Origin of the sequence: Flavonifractor sp., from assembly GCF_019422385.1 — a bacterium.
Classification (GTDB): domain Bacteria; phylum Bacillota; class Clostridia; order Oscillospirales; family Oscillospiraceae; genus Flavonifractor; species Flavonifractor avistercoris.
On sequence record NZ_JAHZDL010000001.1, the window covers coordinates 46,981 to 62,572 of the forward strand.

Consider the following 15,592-nt stretch of genomic DNA (forward strand, 5'->3'; position numbering starts at 1 on the left):
GGGGGCTTGCCCCCAACCTGGGACATCAAGGGCCCGGAGCCGAAGCTCCGGGCCCTGCCGCGTCTTAGCGTGGTTGTAGTATCAAGAAATTTTACAGACCAGATTGACAACCTATCAGTCCGCTGCTTACAATGGATAAAACGCATGGGTTCCCGGCGGTCCTGCGCCGTGGCAGGAGAGGAAGCTGAAGCGGGGCCTGCGGGGACGAGCCTGACCATACAGGGGGAGACGGCATGGAAAAGCTGTATCAAAAAAGCAGGCTGGCCTTTGCGCTGGCCTGTATCGGGATCTACTGCATCCTGCAATCTCTGGCAAATCCCATCAACCAGGTGATCGGGGTTCCATATTCCGCAAGCGCCGCGCTCTGCGCTGTCCAGGCGGTTTTCCTTTTGCGCTTTATCAGGAGAAATGGCCTGTCACGGCAGTATGGACTCTGCAAAACCGCCGTTCCGGCCCGGCGGTTCCTCTATTACCTCCCCCTGGCTGTCCTGATGACGCGAAACTTCTGGAACGGAGCGGCTTTCAACGCCACGCTGACGGAGACGGTCTGCTATATCATCTGTATGCTCTGCGTCGGCTTTGTGGAAGAAGTGATTTTCAGAGGGCTTCTGTTCCGGGCGATGGCAGAGGATAACAGGAACACGGCTGTCGTCATTTCCAGCCTTACCTTTGGCCTGGGACACCTGCTGAATCTGGTCAACGGCAGCGGGGCGAGTCTTGCGGAGACCCTGCTCCAAGTGGCCGGTGCGGTGGCACTCGGCTTTCTGTTTGTCATCCTGTTTGACCGCGGCGGAAGCCTTCTGCCCTGTATCCTTGCACATGCTGTGATCAACATCACCAGTATCTTTGCAAACGAAACGGGACTTACGTTGGGAAAAGGCATGGCGATGCAGCTCGTGCTGATTGCGGTTGCCGTCGCTTATGCACTGATTCTTACCAAGACCCTCCCGAAAAACCAACATGCGAAAGCGCACCGGCAGGAATGACGAGTTGGATGCTGATCCGTCAGCTCCGGCCGGAAAGTTACAGAAGAACGCAAAAACGCCGGCACAGCTGTGCCGGCGTTTTCGTCGTGTCAGTTCTGATTGGCCCGGTCGGCCTGGATGAGCAGCTTGACGGCCTCGATGCCCACGTCCAGGGCGGCGGTGAGGTCGTGGCTCTCGACCTGATCCAGGCCGGCGGCCTCCCGCTCCTGGTTCCAGATCACGTGGAAGCAGGAGCCGCAGCGCACCCCCAGGGCGGCGGCGCAGCAGAACAGGGCGGCGGACTCCATCTCGGAGGCCAGGACGCCCAGCCGCTTCCACGCCTCCCACTTGTAGAGCAGCTCCTGGGCCACGGGCATGCGGGCGGGGCTGTGCTGGCCGTAGAAGGAGTCCTTGCACTGCACCACCCCGGCGTGCCAGGGCTTGCCCAGGTTCTTGGCGGCCTGCACCAGGGCCTCCTGCACCTGGTAGTCGGAGACGGCAGGGAACTCGATGGGGGCGTACTCCCGGCTGGCCCCCTCGTGGCGGACGGCGCCGGTGGCGATCACCACGTCGTCGCTCTTGACCTGGAGGGCGATGCCGCCGCAGGTGCCCACCCGGATGAAGGTGTCCGCGCCGATGTTGTGCAGCTCCTCCATGGCGATCACCGCGGAGGGGCCGCCGATGCCGGTGGAGCAGACGCTCACCTTCTCCCCCAGCAGGGTGCCGGTGTAGGTGGTGTACTCCCGGTTGCTCTGAATCTTCACCGGGTTGTCAAAATAGGCCGCGATCTTCTCACAGCGGCCGGGATCACCGGGCAGGAAGCAGTACCGCCCCACGTCGCCCGCCTTACATTGAATATGAAACTGCCGTTCGTGCTCGTGCATAATATCCTCCTTGCCATTGGCTTGCAGTACCTGTCTATTATAGCCGATTTTCGCTCTGTTTGCAAGATAGACAAACCGGAGGCCAATTTGTAACCTTTTGTTGTTGCATTTTTCGCCGGATCTCTCTAAAATAAATAGGCGGAAACGCATACCCTGTGGGAAAGGAGGGACGGAGCTTGAAGAGAGCGGTGCTGTTTGTGGTCATCGCCCTGCTGGGCGGACTGGCGCTGGGCGCCCTGTTCGGCAGCGGGATGTCCTCCGCCGCCCAGGCCATGGCCCGGGGCGCCACGCCTGCCGAGGCGATCCTGGCCGCTGCGCCGTCCGTGCCCGCGTCCCCCTCTGCCGCCGTCAGCACGCCCGGGACTCAGCCCGCGCCCGATACCGACCGCCTGCTGGAGCGGGCGGCCAGGGTGCTGGAAACCCTGTCGGACAGAGATTTCCAGGCCCTCTCCCGCCTGGTTCATCCGGAGCGGGGAGTGACCCTGACGCCCTATTCCACGGTCTCCGACTGCGACCGGGTGCTGCTCCCGCAGCAGGTGTCCTCCCTGGAATCGGACGAGGAGATATACACCTGGGGCCTGGAGGACGGCATCGGGGAGCCTATCCGCCTCACCGGGACGGAGTATTTTGACCGCTATGTCTATAACGCCGACTACGCCTCCGCGCCGGAGCAGGGGGTGGACGAGGTGCTCATGCAGGGCAATGCCCTGGAGAACGTTCTGACCGCCTATCCGGACGACCACTTTGTGGAGTATCATTTCCCCGGCCTGGACGAGAGCCGGGAGGGCTTTGACTGGTGCTCCCTGAAGGTGGTGCTGGCGCCCTGTGAGGGGGACTGGCATCTGGTCGGTCTGATTCACAGCGAGTGGACCATCTGATATTCATCAAAAATATAGCATATATTGTTAAAGGAAGAGAACGCGATCGGGGATCACGTTCTCTCTTTTTATGTGATGCCTATGCGCAGATTTACGCCTGGGTCCAGGCCTTCCGGTTCTCCGGAGCGGAGGGCTGCTCCACGTGTGAAGGTCCCACGGGCAGCCCCGAGGACAAAAAATCCGCAATCCTCTGCAAGCAAAGGATTGCGGATTTGGCGGAGAGAGAGGGATTCGAACCCTCGAGACGCTATCAACGCCTACACGATTTCCAATCGTGCGCCTTCGACCAACTCAGCCATCTCTCCATGGCGGATTGCTCTACTTTCGTCCGCCTCGCGGCGGACAGCGTAGATTATTATAGCAGTTTTTTCGGATTCGTCAAGGGGGAAAGTAAAAAAAGTTTGAATAAAGGAAAATATTGTGCCTTGCCAGGCCGCGCCCCCGCCGGTTACAATCTGGTTACAAAACCTAGAAAGGAAGTGGAAATTATGAAGAAAATCCTGGCTGCGGCGGCCCTGACCGCCCTGCTGACCGCCCAGGCGGCGGCAGCCTCCCCGGCGGGGAGCCTGACCGTCAACGGGGATCCGGTGGAGGCCGCCGGCAGCTATGTCCATCAGAATACCACCTATGTGCCCCTGCGGGCGGTGGCGGAGGCCCTGCGGCCCGACGCCGTTGTGGCCTGGGAGACCGACCGGGCGGCCATCCGGGCCGACGGCCTGGAGGTGACCGCCAGGCCGGGGGATACCTACATACGCTCCAACGGCCGCACGCTGGCCGTACCCTACGGGGTGCATCTGAGCGCGGGACGCACCCTGGTGCCGGTACGGGTTCTGGCGGAGGCCATGGGGGCCTCGGTACACTGGAACAGCGCCACCGGCGCGGTCTCCGTGGTGGGCGGAGCCTCCGCCGACACCACAGAGACAGAGGGGGGAGACGATCTCTACTGGCTCTCCCGCATCATCTCCGCCGAGAGCCGGGGGGAGCCCCTGGAGGGGCAGATCGCCGTGGGCAACGTGGTACTCAACCGGGTGGCGTCCGCCGACTTCCCCGACACCATCTATGGGGTGATCTTTGACGACCGCTGGGGCGGCCAGTTCACCCCGGTGCGCAACGGCACCATCTACCAGGAGCCGTCCGCCCGGAGCGTGGAGGCGGCCCGCCTGTGCCTGTCGGGGGTGAACACGGCGGGGGAGAGCCTCTACTTCCTGGCCCCGGCCCTGGCTACCAACCACTGGGTCATGGAGAACCGCACCCACGTGGTCACCATCGGCAGCCACTGGTTTTACAAATAGCTGCCGGAAACACGTCCGCAGATGGGTGCGGACGTGTTTCTTTTTGTTATTATTTGTTGCCGCCGGAAGGTCGAAAGAGGCGGAAAATGTTCTGTAAACCAAAATGGAGATGAAGAAATATCCTTAGAGCCACAAGGGATAGCGGGAACTCGACAAAAGTTTTTCTTGACTTTTTGGCACAGAATCGGTTACAATACGGTTACAAAACAGAGAACAAACCGTAACAGATTGTAACAGGAGGAACCTTGAATATGAAGAAACGAGCCCTGAGTGCCCTGCTCTGCCTGGCCCTGTGCTTTGCTCTGGCCGGACAGGCGGCTGCGGCCGAAGGCGGCGTCAGCTTCACGGTCAACGGGACGCCCCTGGCCGAAGACGTCCGCAGCTATGCGGAGGACGGCACCACCTATGTCTCTTACGGGGCCATTTTGTTTGCCCTCTATCCAGACGCCACCGCCGTGTGGGCCAACGGCCGCGCGGAGGTGACCGCCGAGGGCCTGACCATGTACCTCAAGCCCGGCGCCAAATATATTGAGGCCAACGGCCGCTGCCTGTATGTGCCCGGCGGTCTGCGGAGCCAGGATGGCATGATCCTGGTGCCGGTGCGTACCCTGTGCCAGGCCCTGGGGGCCGAGGCGGTGTGGGACAGTGCCACCGGCACGGTGAACATCACCGCGGTCTCCGGCCCCATTGTCTCCGGGGACAGCTACTATGATGCGGAGGATCTGGATCTCCTCTCCCGGCTCATCTACGCCGAGAGCGGCAACCAGCCCCTGGAAGGCAAGATCGCCGTGGGCAACGTGGTGCTCAACCGGGTGGCCAGCCCGCTGTTCCCCAACACCGTGGCCGACGTGATCTATCAGCCCAACCAGTTCTCCCCGGCGGGCAGCGGCCACCTGAGCCGCACCCCAAACGCCGAGAGCGTGGTCGCTGCCAAGCTCTGCCTGGAGGGTGCCAACACCGCGGGCAACGCCCTGTACTTTGTCAACCCCGTGACCTCGCCCGGAAGCTGGGCCTCCCGGAACCGGCCCTATGTGGCCACCATCGGCGCCCACGCCTTCTACGCGTAACAGCCGTGTTTTCCACCCCCGCCCGAAGGGCGGGGGCTTTTTTTGCCCCGGAGTGCCCGGCGGCAGAAAAGGATGGAAATATCCCGCCGGTTGTGATAATATAAATCTGTATGTCCCCACAGCGGCCGGGCCGCCTTCCGGACATGCACGTCCAAACAGAAACACGGAGGGAAACAGCATTGAGTTATCTGATGTCCATTCTGATGGGCCTGATCCAGGGAGTCGCGGAATTCCTGCCCATCTCCAGCTCCGGCCATCTTGCCCTGTTCCAGGCCTTTTTCGGCATGGAGGACGTGGAGGCCAACCACATGTTCTTCACCGTCCTGCTCCACTTCGGCACCCTGATCTCGGTGTGCGTGGTCTACTGGCGGGATATCCTGGACATGATCCGGGAGTTCTTCCTGGGGATTGCCGCCCTGTGCGGCAGGAGGGACACCGGCGTCACCCCGCCCCCCGCCCGGCGGCTGGTGCTGCTGATCATCGTGGCCACCCTGCCCCTGTTTGTCATGGTCTTCCTCAATGACGCCATCAGCACCCTGTTTGCCAACCCCATCCTGGTGTCCTGCGCCCTGATGGCCACCGGCTTTGTCCTCTACTTCTCTGACCGCATGGCCAAGGGCCACAAGACCGCCAAAAACGCCACCGTGGTGGACGCCCTCATCGTGGGCTGCGGGCAGGCCCTGGCGGTGATCCCCGGCCTGTCCCGCTCCGGCACCACCATCTCCGTGGGTATGATGCGTGGCTTTGACCGGGCCTTTGCCGTCCGTTTCTCCTTCCTTATGTCCCTGCCCGCCGTGCTGGGCGCCAACATCCTGGAGATCAAGGACGCGGTGGCCGCCGGCTTCCCCATGGAGGAGCTGCCGGTCTACTTAGTGGGCGTGGCGGTGTCCGCCGTGGTGGGCTACTTCGCCATCCGCTTGGTCAAGAGCCTGTCCGACAAGGGCAAGTTCGGCAAGTTTGCGTACTACTGCTGGGCGGTGGGCCTGGGGAGCCTGATCGCCGGCATCGTCAAGTTCGGCATCCTGGCTTAAGGGCGGTTTCAGCGCCGCCAGCCCCGATGGGGAGGCGGGAGCAGGCCGCCGTATGCCGTGTCCCCGTCCTCGCCCTGCCTCTGACAATCACCCCGGAAAGGATTTGATCGCATGGCCACCACACAGAAGAAAACCACCGGCGGCAGTCGGGCGTCCTCCGGCCGCTCCGGCACCGCCTCCCGCTCCGGGGGAAGCCGGAAGAAGGCCCCCGCGCCCCGGCCCATCCGGCGGGAGGTGGGGGCGGTGGTATGTCTGCTGCTGGCCATCTTCTCCGCCTTCGGGTATTTCCACATCCAGGCCATCTTCATCGACTTCTTCTGCGGGCTGGTGAAGGGCCTCATCGGCTACGGCTACTGGCTGCTGCCCCCCATGCTGCTGGTGGCCAGCGGCATCCTCCTGTTCCACCGGGGCCGCCCGGTGCGCCTGCGGGTGTGGTGCGCCCTGCTCACCCCGGTGCTGGCCGGCGGCCTGCTCCACTTGATCCTGGCCAAGGGGCCCTATGAGTGGAACGCGGCGCTGGTGAAGACCCTGTGGACGCAGGGGGAGGCCCTCCAGAGCGGCGGCGTGGTCAGCGGCGCGGCCGCCCTGGGGCTGAGCGCCGTGTTCAGCCCCATCGGCGCGGGGATCATCCTCGTGCTGGTGGCCCTCATCCTGCTGATGGCCGCCTTCCATATCTCGCCGGTGGAGCTGGTGGACAAGCTGCGCGCGCGCACCTGGGCGGAGTACGAGGAGGAGGAGCTCCCCGAGCCCCGCCCCCGGGAGCGCCGCCGGAAGGAGCCGGAGGCATCCGCCCCCGCCGCCGAGGCCCAGAGCGCTGCCCAGCGCCGCCAGACGCCCCAGATCGACATCCCGGTGGACGAGGGCCCCCTGGTGGGCAAGAAGGTGGAGCCGCCCCCGGTGGAGAAGAAGGAGCGGTTCTTCAACCGGAAGCCCTCCGTGCCTGCCCCCGACCAGGTGCTGGCGGGGGAGGAGGGGCTGGAGCCCCCCGCCGAGGCCGCGGAGGAGCCGGAGGCCCCCGACGCACCCGCCCCGGCGGCCGAGGCCCCCGTGCCGGAGCCCGCCCCCGTGCCCCCCATGCCGGAGATCCAGCGGGAGCCGGCGGTGGGCAAGGTGAAGAAGGAGGAGGCCGCCCAGGCCGCCGCCGAGGTGGCCCAGGACATCGCCCGCAACCTGGAGGAGGGCCTCCCCGCCGCCTACCAGTACCCGCCGGTGTCCCTGCTCCACGAGGGGCAGGGGGTGTCGGGCAGTGAGGTGGCCGGGGAGCTCCAGGCCAACCAGGCCCGGCTGGCGGACACCATCCACTCCTTCGGCATCGACGCGGAGATCGTCAGCGTCACCCGGGGCCCGTCGGTGACCCGGTATGAGGTGGAGCTGGATCAGGGCGTGCGGCTGAACAAGCTGACCAACCTGTCCGACGACATCGCCCTGGCCCTGGGGGCCACGGGGGTGCGCATCGCCCCCATCCCGGACAAGATCTCCATGGTGGGCATCGAGGTGCCCAACAAGCTGGTCTCCCCAGTGCCCATCCACGACGTGATCGACTCCAGGGAGTTCCGGGACAACCCCTCCAAGGTGGCCTTCGCCGTGGGCCGGGACATCAGCAACCGCAACGTGGTGGGCAACATCGCCAAGCTGCCCCATCTGCTCATCGCCGGCACCACCGGCTCGGGCAAGTCGGTGTGTACCAACTCCCTGATCATCTCCCTGCTCTACAAGGCCACCCCCGAGGAGGTGCGCCTGATCATGGTGGATCCCAAGATGGTGGAGCTGGGCATCTACAACGGCATCCCCCACCTGCTCATACCCGTGGTCACCGACCCCAAGAAGGCGGCCGGCGCCCTCCAGTGGGCGGTGGTGGAGATGATGAAGCGCTACCGCACCTTCTCCGAGATCGGCGTGCGGGATCTGGCGTCCTACAACGCCCACGCCGCCCGCTCCGACGAGCTGGAGAAGATGCCTCAGATCGTCATCGTCATCGACGAGCTGGCCGATCTGATGCTGGTGGCCGCCAAGGAGGTGGAGGAGTCCATCTGCCGGGTGGCCCAGATGGGCCGTGCCGCGGGCATGCACCTGATCATCGCCACCCAGCGGCCCTCCGCCGACGTGATCACCGGCCTGATGAAGGCCAACATCCCCAGCCGCATCGCCTTCGCGGTGGCCTCCTCCCTGGAGTCCCGCATCATCCTGGACACCACCGGCGCCGAGAAGCTGGTGGGCCGGGGCGACATGCTCTACTTCCCCCTGGGCACCGGCAAGCCCCAGCGGGTGCAGGGCTGCCTGATCTCCGACGAGGAGGTGGCCGCCGTGGTGGGCTTTATCAAGCAGAACAGCGGCGCCGCCCAGTACGACCAGGAGATCATCCACGACATCGAGCAGCACGCCGCCGAGAAGGAGAAGGGCGCCAAGGGGGTGGGCGGCTCCGCCCCCGAGGAGGTGGGGGAGGAGTACGACGAGCTGCTCCCCTCCGCCATCGAGGTGGTGGTGGAGACCGGCATGGCCTCCGTGTCCATGCTCCAGCGGCGGCTCAAGCTGGGCTACTCCCGGGCCGCCCGGCTGGTGGATCAGATGGAGGAGAAGGGCGTGGTGGGCCCCTTCGAGGGCTCCAAGCCCCGGCAGGTGCTCATCACCAAGGAGCAGTGGCAGGAGATGCAGTTCAAGCAGGGCATGGTGGATGTTGCCCCGGCGGAGCCGGTGCCCGACGAGCTGCCCTTTGAGGGGGACGCCGTCCCCCAGGAGCGGGACAACCCGCCCTTTGATCTGTGAGCCTGTCCGCCAGTCAGGAGGAGATAATCGTGCGGCAATATGTGTTTCAGCCCGCCGGCGAGGCGGAGAACGATGCCATCCACGCCGGCCTGCGGGCCTACAACCGGAAATTTGTCCCCGACACGGGGGATCTGTCCCTGGCGGTGAAGGACGCGGACGGCCGTGTGGTGGGGGGCTGCGACGCCTTCCGCATGGGGGAGCTGGCCTTTGTGGACGTGCTCTGGGTGGCGGAGGACTGCCGGGGCACCGGCCTGGGCGGCTGTATCCTGGATCAGGTGGAGGCCGCCGGCGCCCGCCAGGGGGCCCGCCGGGTGGAGCTGAACACCTTTTCCTTCCAGGCCCCCGGCTTTTACGAGAAGCGGGGCTACCGCCGTATCGGCGCGCTGGAGCCCGCCGTGGGGGAGTACGGCCACTTCTTTTACGCCAAGGAGCTGTAAACGATGGAGCTGGCCCACATCGACCACGGCAGGCCCTTTGACTGGGGCCGCGCCTCGGCGGACTACGCCCGTTGGCGGGACATCTACCCGCCGGAGTTCTTCCGCCCCCTGACGGAGCGGGGCCTGTGCGGTCCCGGCCGGAAGGTGCTGGATCTGGGCACCGGCACGGGGGTGCTGCCCCGGGCCCTGTACCGGCAGGGCGCCCGCTTCACCGGGGTGGATCCGGCCCCGGAGCAGATCCGGCAGGCCAGGGCCCTGGCGAACCGGGACGGGATGGAGATCGACTTCCGCTGTTCCGCCGCCGAGGACTGCGGCTTCCCCGACGGCAGCTTCGACACGGCCACCGCCTGCCAGTGCTTCACCTACTTTGACCACGCCCGGCTGGCCCCCCGGCTCCACCGGATGCTCAAGCCCGGCGGGATTTTCGCGGTGCTGTACATGGCCTGGCTGCCGGGAGAGGATCCTGTGGCGGGGCAGAGTGAGGCGCTGATCCTGCGTCATAACCCGGCCTGGACGGGGTGCGGGGAGACCCGGCGCCCCATCGCCGTCCCGGCGGATTACGGGCCCTGGTTTGCCGTGGAGGCCCAGGAGGTGTTTGATCTCCGGGTGCCCTTCACCCGGGAGAGCTGGAACGGCCGCATCCGGGCCTGCCGAGGCGTGGGCGCAGCCCTGCCGCCGGAGGAGGTGGAGCACTTCGACCGGGAACACCGGGCCCTGCTGGCGGCCATTGCGCCGGAGGAATTTTCCGTGCTCCACTACGCCGCCGTCACCCTGCTCCGGCGGCGGGACAGGGCCGAAAACTGAAAAAAACACCAGAGGGGCGCGGTTCTTATGAACCGCGCCCCTCTGGTATGTATGGAGAATGGATGGATCGCAGGATTTAGAAGTCGACCTCCTGGCCGTAGTAGATGCAGGTGAACAGCTTGGCCATGGTGGGGGGGTCGATGGGACGGGGGTTGGATCCGGTGCAGGCGTCGCCCACCGCGTTGGCGGCGATGGCGTCCAGCTTCTCCTTGAACTCGTCCTCGAGGATGCCGAAGTCCTTCAGGGTGTTGGGGATGCCCATGGCGTCGTTCATGGAGCGGATCTTGGCGCGCAGGCCCTCCACCAGCTCGGCGGTGGTGTCGCCCACCACGCCCATGGTGCGGGCGATGTCGGCGTACCGCTCGGCCACGCCGTCGGCCTTGGCGTTGTAGGCAATCACGTAGGGCAGGTACATGGCGTTGGCCAGGCCGTGGGTGATGTGGCCGGTGGAGAAGGCGGCGCCGGTCTTGTGGGCCATGGAGTGGACGATGCCCAGCAGGGCGTTGGAGAAGGCCATGCCGGCCAGGCACTGGCCGTAGTGCATCTCCTCCCGGCAGGTCATGTCGCCGCGGTAGGACTTGAGCAGATCCTTCTCCACGATGTGGATGGCCTTCAGGGCCAGGGGGTCGGTGAACACGGTGTGCAGGGTGGACACATAGGCCTCGATGGCGTGGGTCAGGGCGTCCATGCCGGTGTGGGCGGTGAGGCTGGCGGGCATGGTCTCGGCCAGGGCGGGGTCGATGATGGCCACGTCGGGGGTGATGTTGAAGTCGGCCAGGGGGTACTTGATGCCCTTGGCGTAGTCGGTGATGACGGAGAAGGCGGTGACCTCGGTGGCGGTGCCGGAGGTGGAGGGAATGGCGCAGAACCTGGCCTTCTGGCGCAGCTCGGGGAAGCTGAAGGGGGTGATCAGATCCTCGAAGGTGGTGTCGGGGTACTCATAGAAGGCCCACATGGCCTTGGCCGCGTCGATGGGGGAGCCGCCGCCCATGGAGATGATCCAGTCGGGCTGGAACTCCCGCATGACCGCCGCGCCGTTGAGCACGGTCTCCACCGAGGGGTCGGGCTCCACGTTCTCAATGAGCTTGGTCTCGATGCCGGCCTCCTTCAGATAGGCCAGGGCCTTGTCCACAAAGCCGAACCGCTTCATGGAGCCGCCGCCCAGCACCAGCACCGCCCGGGTGCCCTTCAGGGTTTTCAGGTTCTCCAGCGCATTGGCGCCGTAATAGATATCTCTGGGAAGGGTGAAACGGGACATGACTGCAACCTCCGTAATCGGCTGAATTTGACATCGTTAAAACTTTAACGATTCATCGGCGCCTATTATGGCACAGTCATATCCCGTTGTCAATCCCTTTGGAGAAAACCGCCGGTTCCAAACTGCCTGTTTCAGATTACCAGGGTGCCGTTTTCGTCCTCCAGCAGCAGGAGGATCCGCTCCTGCTGGCCGGTGGCGGCGTTGACGTAGACCAGCACGTGGCCGCCGTCGGCGTTCTGGCACTTGAACTCGTGGCAGAGCACCTCGTACTCGCCGCCGGTGGGGATCAGGGCCAGCTGGCGGGAGAGGACGGTGAGGGAGGGGTCCACCCGCTCCGCCGCCTCGTCCGCCGACACGGCGGGGGCGGCCGGCTCCCGGGCCCCGTGGTTCATCAGGTAGCCGTGGGCCTCAAAGCTCACCACATCCCCGTTGTCCAGGGCCACCCCCACCTTCACCAGATCCGGGTAGCAGTACACCCCGTCCAGGACGGGGGCGAAGTGGACGGTGAGGATGCCGTCCCCCTCCAGAAAGTAGCTGGGGGCCATGTCCTGATACCCGTGGGCGTCCAGAAAGGCGGCGGCCTGTTCCACCCCCTCCTTCCGGGAGAGAGCGGCCTCCCCCACCGGCCGGGAGGAGAGCATCTGGAGTACCTGGCCCCCCTGCTTGGTGATCTCCACGTACAGCTCCCCGCCGTCCGCCAGGGCGGAGAAGCCCCAGGCGGGCAGGTTCCCCGCCCCGTCGGAGGTGGGGGTGAACACCTCTGCCCGCAGCCCTGCGAAGGCCGCCGCCCGGCGGGCCTCCTCCTCCGTCACCTGGGGCAGGCCCTCCAGCATCTGGGGGGTGCGGCTGGACAGGTGCTCGGAGAAGGGGCCGTCGTAGATCAGGGTGGGCACCTGGGGGAAGTCGGCCTCCACCGTCTGGAAGGCGGAGCCGCCGGTGATCTGCCCCCCGTCCTCCGCCGCGGCGGCCAGCCGGGCCTCCACGGCGGCCACGTCCTCCGGATGGAGGGCCCCGCCGTCCAGCTGGAGCTGGAGCGCCTGGAGGGTGGCGGACAGCTCCCCGGCCGCCGCCGCCAGGCCCCGCAGGGTCTCCCGGTTCTCGTCGGTACACACGCCCTCTCCGTTGGTACCCCGGGCCATGGCCATGGCGTAGTCCCCCGCCTTGGCGAAGAAGGCGGCGGTCTGCTCCAGCTCCACGTTGCCGTAGGGCAGCTCCCCCAGGGCGGACTGGGCCGCCTGGGCCGTGGCGTAGGCCTGGGCGCACAGGGTGGCAAACAGGGCGGGGGTGGTGGCGTAGGTCACCTTCTCCAGGGCCGCGTCCAGCTCCCCGGCGGCGGCGGTCAGCTCGGTGAAAGCCTGCCGGTAGCCGTTGTCCAGCTGCCGCCGGTAGTCCTCCGCCCGGACGTAACCCTGCACCCCGAACCCCACGCTCACCGCGAAGGCCGCCGCCGTAAAGCTGACCGCCAGCACCTGCATTTTCCGCTTCTCCATACAAAAACGCCCCCTTTTCCGTTAAGTTTGCGGAAAAGGGAGCGTTTTATGCGGGAAAAAGTTGCCGGTTTAGTGCTCTTTCAGCTTGTCCAGGCCCAGGTTCAGGCGGCGCAGGCACTCGTTGCGGCCCAGGATGTGGCAGATCTCCACCGCGCCGCCGGGGGTGACTGCCTTGCCCGCCGCGGCGATGCGCACCGGCCACATAAGGGTGGCGTTCTTGACCTCCAGGGACTCGGCCAGGCCGATGAGGGTGTCGTGGATAGCGTCCGTCGTCCAGTCCGCCAGGCCCTCCAGGGCGGGGATGGCGGCCTCCAGCATCTTCTGGGACACCTCCGGGTTGGTCTTGGACTTCTTGTTGGTGAACAGATCCACCCCGTACTCGGGCAGGGCGTCGAAGAAGTCCAGCTTCTCCGGGATGTCGGTGAGCTTCTCGCACCGGGCCTGGAGCAGCCCGGCGATCTCCTCCGTGGAGTAGGCGGGGTTAGTCACCGCCTGCTTGATATAGGGCAGGGCAACGGCGTGGAAGTCCTGGGGGCTCATCTCCCGGATATAGTGGGCGTTGAAGTAGGTCAGCTTCTCGATGTCGAAGATGGCGGGGGACTTGGAGATGCCGCCGATGTCGAAGATCTCGGACAGCTCGGCCAGGGTGAAGAACTCCCGCTCGGCGTACTCGCCCCGGGGGGACCAGCCCAGCAGGGTGACGTAGTTCACCACCGCCTCGGACAGGTAGCCCATGGCCAGCAGATCCTCGTAGGAGGGGTCGCCCTTGCGCTTGGACATCTTGTTGTGCTGGTCCCGCATGACGGGGGAGCAGTGGATATAGGTGGGCACGTCCCAGCCGAAGGCCTGATAGAGCAGGTTGTACTTGGGGGCGGAGGACAGGTACTCGCTGCCCCGCACCACGTGGGTGATGCCCATGAGGTGGTCGTCGATCACGTTGGCGAAGTTGTAGGTGGGCAGGCCGTCGGACTTCAGCAGCACCTGGTCGTCCAGGGTGTCGTTGTCCACGGTGATGTCGCCGAACACCGCGTCGGAGAAGGTGGTCTGGCCCCCGTGGGGGATCTTCTGCCGGATCACATAGGGCTCCCCGGCGTCCACCCGGGCCTGGGCCTCTTCGGGGGAGAGGGCGCGGCAGGGGTCGTCGGCGCGGTCAAACTCGCCGCTGTCCTCCTCGCTCTCGCTCTTGCCGCAGAAGCAGTAGTAGGCGTGGCCCTTCTCCACCAGCAGCCTGGCGAAGTTGGCGTACAGGCCCCGCCGCTCGGTCTGGACATAGGGGCCCACCGGGCCGCCGATATCGGGACCCTCGTCCCAGGTCAGGCCGCACTTGCGCAGGGTGTTGTAGATCACCTCGGTGGCACCCTCCACCAGGCGGCCCTGATCGGTGTCCTCGATGCGAAGGATGAAGGTGCCGCCGCTGTGCCGGGCGATGAGCCAGGTGTACAGGGCGGTGCGCAGGTTGCCCACGTGCATGTAGCCGGTGGGGGAGGGGGCGAAGCGGGTGCGCACGCCGCCCTTGGGGATGCGGCGCTCCAGTTCCTCAAACCAGTTCAGATCCATGGAAAAAACTCCTTTTTTTTGGTGATTCCATTCATTCTTCCCTATTCTATTTTTTCTCTTGAGGATTGTCAAGGGCAATTGAATATGATATGATAACACAATATGGGATGTTATGCCCAAATCGCCGGCTAACGGATTTCCAAGGGGTGTTTTCTATGGAAGAGAATCGCAAAAGAATTTTCAGCGGCATTCAGCCCAGCGGCAAAATTCACCTGGGCAACTATCTGGGCGCCGTGCGGAACTGGGTTCAGCTTCAGGACGAGTATGACTGCATCTACTGTGTGGTGGACGAGCATGCCATCACCGTGCGCCAAGACCCCGCAGAACTGCGCCGCAAGACGCTGGAGCTGTTTGCCCAGCTCCTCGCCTGCGGCGTCGATCCGGAGCGATCCACCCTGTTTGTCCAGTCTCATGTGACCCAGCACGCCGAGATCGCCTGGGTGCTCAACTGCTTCACCATGTTCGGGGAGCTCTCCCGCATGACCCAGTTCAAGGACAAGTCCGCCAAGCATGCCGATAATGTGAATGCGGGCCTGTTCACTTATCCGGTTCTCATGGCCGGGGACATTCTGCTCTACCAGGCTGACCTGGTGCCCGTGGGGGAGGATCAGAAGCAGCATGTGGAAATCTGCAGGGATATTGCCACCCGGTTCAACTACAATTACGGCGACGTGTTCACCCTGCCTGACGCCTATATCCCCAAGGTAGGTGCCCGTGTGATGAGCCTGAATCAGCCCGACTCCAAGATGAGCAAGTCCATTCCTGAGGGCTGCGTCTACCTGATGGACAAGCCCGATGAGATCATGCGCAAGTTCAAGCGGGCTATTACCGACAGCGACACCGAGCGGTGCGTTCGCTATGACCGGGCCAACAAGCCCGGCGTGGCCACGCTGATTGACATCTATGCCGCTGTCACCGGCAAGAGCTACGAGGCCATCGAGGCGGAATTTGAGGGTAAGGGCTACGGTGCCTTCAAGCCTGCCGTGGGGGAGGCTGTGGTGGAGCTGTTCCGTCCTATCCGGGAACGGACTGAGGAACTGCTGGCCGACAAAGCACAGCTGCAGCAGCTCTACCGTGCCGGTGCGGAGAAGGCCTCTGCCATCGCCGGCAGGACCCTGCGCAAGGTCTATAAAAAGGTCGGTTTCCTGGAGCGGTGAGCGCAGCCG

At 65.0% G+C, this 15,592-nt stretch carries 13 protein-coding genes and 1 tRNA gene; 9 read left to right on the plus strand and 5 right to left on the minus strand.

What is annotated here, in order from left to right; translation table 11 throughout:
* The first annotated feature begins 233 nt into the window (after positions 1 to 233).
* Complete coding sequence (locus QZ378_RS00225) at positions 234 to 986, plus strand: CPBP family intramembrane glutamic endopeptidase (protein WP_291256912.1); 753 nt, start codon at positions 234 to 236, stop codon at positions 984 to 986.
* A gap of 89 nt (positions 987 to 1,075) precedes the next feature.
* On the opposite strand, the gene udp is transcribed toward QZ378_RS00225, so the two are convergent.
* Positions 1,076 to 1,849, minus strand: a complete 774-nt coding sequence (gene udp / locus QZ378_RS00230) for a uridine phosphorylase (protein ID WP_191528206.1) — start codon at positions 1,847 to 1,849, stop codon at positions 1,076 to 1,078.
* 176 nt (positions 1,850 to 2,025) lie between these two features.
* Between udp and QZ378_RS00235 the strand changes: the two genes are divergently transcribed.
* The gene (locus QZ378_RS00235; protein WP_291256913.1) at positions 2,026 to 2,727 is read left to right on the plus strand and encodes a hypothetical protein; all 702 of its coding nucleotides are present in this window, start codon (positions 2,026 to 2,028) and stop codon (positions 2,725 to 2,727) included.
* Between the two features lie 213 nt (positions 2,728 to 2,940).
* On the opposite strand, the gene QZ378_RS00240 is transcribed toward QZ378_RS00235, so the two are convergent.
* Positions 2,941 to 3,032 (minus strand) — tRNA-Ser (locus tag QZ378_RS00240).
* A 183-nt stretch (positions 3,033 to 3,215) separates the two neighbouring features.
* Between QZ378_RS00240 and QZ378_RS00245 the strand changes: the two genes are divergently transcribed.
* From QZ378_RS00245 to QZ378_RS00270, 6 genes are all read left to right on the plus strand, one after another.
* Positions 3,216 to 4,019: a cell wall hydrolase gene (locus QZ378_RS00245; protein ID WP_291256914.1), complete on the plus strand. Its 804-nt coding sequence runs from the start codon at positions 3,216 to 3,218 to the stop codon at positions 4,017 to 4,019.
* 251 nt (positions 4,020 to 4,270) lie between these two features.
* Entirely contained in the window at positions 4,271 to 5,086 is an 816-nt protein-coding gene (locus tag QZ378_RS00250; protein ID WP_191379096.1) for a cell wall hydrolase, read from the plus strand.
* Between the two features lie 179 nt (positions 5,087 to 5,265).
* A complete protein-coding gene (locus QZ378_RS00255; protein WP_291256915.1) occupies positions 5,266 to 6,117 on the plus strand; it encodes an undecaprenyl-diphosphate phosphatase in 852 nt (283 codons plus the stop codon).
* Positions 6,118 to 6,228: 111 nt separating this feature from the next.
* Complete coding sequence (locus tag QZ378_RS00260; protein ID WP_291256916.1) at positions 6,229 to 8,880, plus strand: DNA translocase FtsK; 2,652 nt, start codon at positions 6,229 to 6,231, stop codon at positions 8,878 to 8,880.
* Between the two features lie 29 nt (positions 8,881 to 8,909).
* On the plus strand, positions 8,910 to 9,317 hold the full coding sequence (locus QZ378_RS00265) for a GNAT family N-acetyltransferase (RefSeq protein ID WP_191528208.1): 408 nt from the start codon (positions 8,910 to 8,912) through the stop codon (positions 9,315 to 9,317).
* A 3-nt stretch (positions 9,318 to 9,320) separates the two neighbouring features.
* Complete coding sequence (locus QZ378_RS00270) at positions 9,321 to 10,121, plus strand: class I SAM-dependent methyltransferase (protein WP_191379099.1); 801 nt, start codon at positions 9,321 to 9,323, stop codon at positions 10,119 to 10,121.
* 76 nt (positions 10,122 to 10,197) lie between these two features.
* Here QZ378_RS00270 and QZ378_RS00275 read toward each other — a convergent pair whose 3' ends face one another.
* The 3 genes from QZ378_RS00275 to gltX form a co-directional block, all read right to left on the minus strand.
* Positions 10,198 to 11,379 carry an iron-containing alcohol dehydrogenase gene (locus tag QZ378_RS00275; protein WP_291256917.1) on the minus strand — a complete coding sequence of 394 codons (1,182 nt, stop codon included), beginning with the start codon at positions 11,377 to 11,379 and terminating at the stop codon, positions 10,198 to 10,200.
* Positions 11,380 to 11,510: 131 nt separating this feature from the next.
* On the minus strand, positions 11,511 to 12,869 hold the full coding sequence (locus QZ378_RS00280; protein ID WP_291256918.1) for a PepSY1/2 domain-containing protein: 1,359 nt from the start codon (positions 12,867 to 12,869) through the stop codon (positions 11,511 to 11,513).
* 69 nt (positions 12,870 to 12,938) lie between these two features.
* On the minus strand, positions 12,939 to 14,426 hold the full coding sequence (gltX, locus tag QZ378_RS00285; protein WP_291256919.1) for a glutamate--tRNA ligase: 1,488 nt from the start codon (positions 14,424 to 14,426) through the stop codon (positions 12,939 to 12,941).
* A 155-nt stretch (positions 14,427 to 14,581) separates the two neighbouring features.
* Between gltX and trpS the strand changes: the two genes are divergently transcribed.
* Positions 14,582 to 15,583 (plus strand): tryptophan--tRNA ligase, encoded by a 1,002-nt coding sequence (gene trpS, locus QZ378_RS00290; protein WP_191379103.1) that lies wholly within the window; start codon positions 14,582 to 14,584, stop codon positions 15,581 to 15,583.
* Positions 15,584 to 15,592: the final 9 nt, after the last annotated feature.

Coding starts and splice junctions, on each gene's coding strand:
- udp (WP_191528206.1), bottom strand. CDS start 1,849: ATGCACGAGCACGAACGGCAGTTTCATATTCAATGTAAGGCGGGCGAC.
- QZ378_RS00270 (WP_191379099.1), top strand. CDS start 9,321: ATGGAGCTGGCCCACATCGACCACGGCAGGCCCTTTGACTGGGGCCGC.
- QZ378_RS00260 (WP_291256916.1), top strand. CDS start 6,229: ATGGCCACCACACAGAAGAAAACCACCGGCGGCAGTCGGGCGTCCTCC.
- QZ378_RS00280 (WP_291256918.1), bottom strand. CDS start 12,869: ATGGAGAAGCGGAAAATGCAGGTGCTGGCGGTCAGCTTTACGGCGGCG.
- gltX (WP_291256919.1), bottom strand. CDS start 14,426: ATGGATCTGAACTGGTTTGAGGAACTGGAGCGCCGCATCCCCAAGGGC.
- QZ378_RS00225 (WP_291256912.1), top strand. CDS start 234: ATGGAAAAGCTGTATCAAAAAAGCAGGCTGGCCTTTGCGCTGGCCTGT.
- QZ378_RS00245 (WP_291256914.1), top strand. CDS start 3,216: ATGAAGAAAATCCTGGCTGCGGCGGCCCTGACCGCCCTGCTGACCGCC.
- QZ378_RS00250 (WP_191379096.1), top strand. CDS start 4,271: ATGAAGAAACGAGCCCTGAGTGCCCTGCTCTGCCTGGCCCTGTGCTTT.
- trpS (WP_191379103.1), top strand. CDS start 14,582: ATGGAAGAGAATCGCAAAAGAATTTTCAGCGGCATTCAGCCCAGCGGC.
- QZ378_RS00275 (WP_291256917.1), bottom strand. CDS start 11,379: ATGTCCCGTTTCACCCTTCCCAGAGATATCTATTACGGCGCCAATGCG.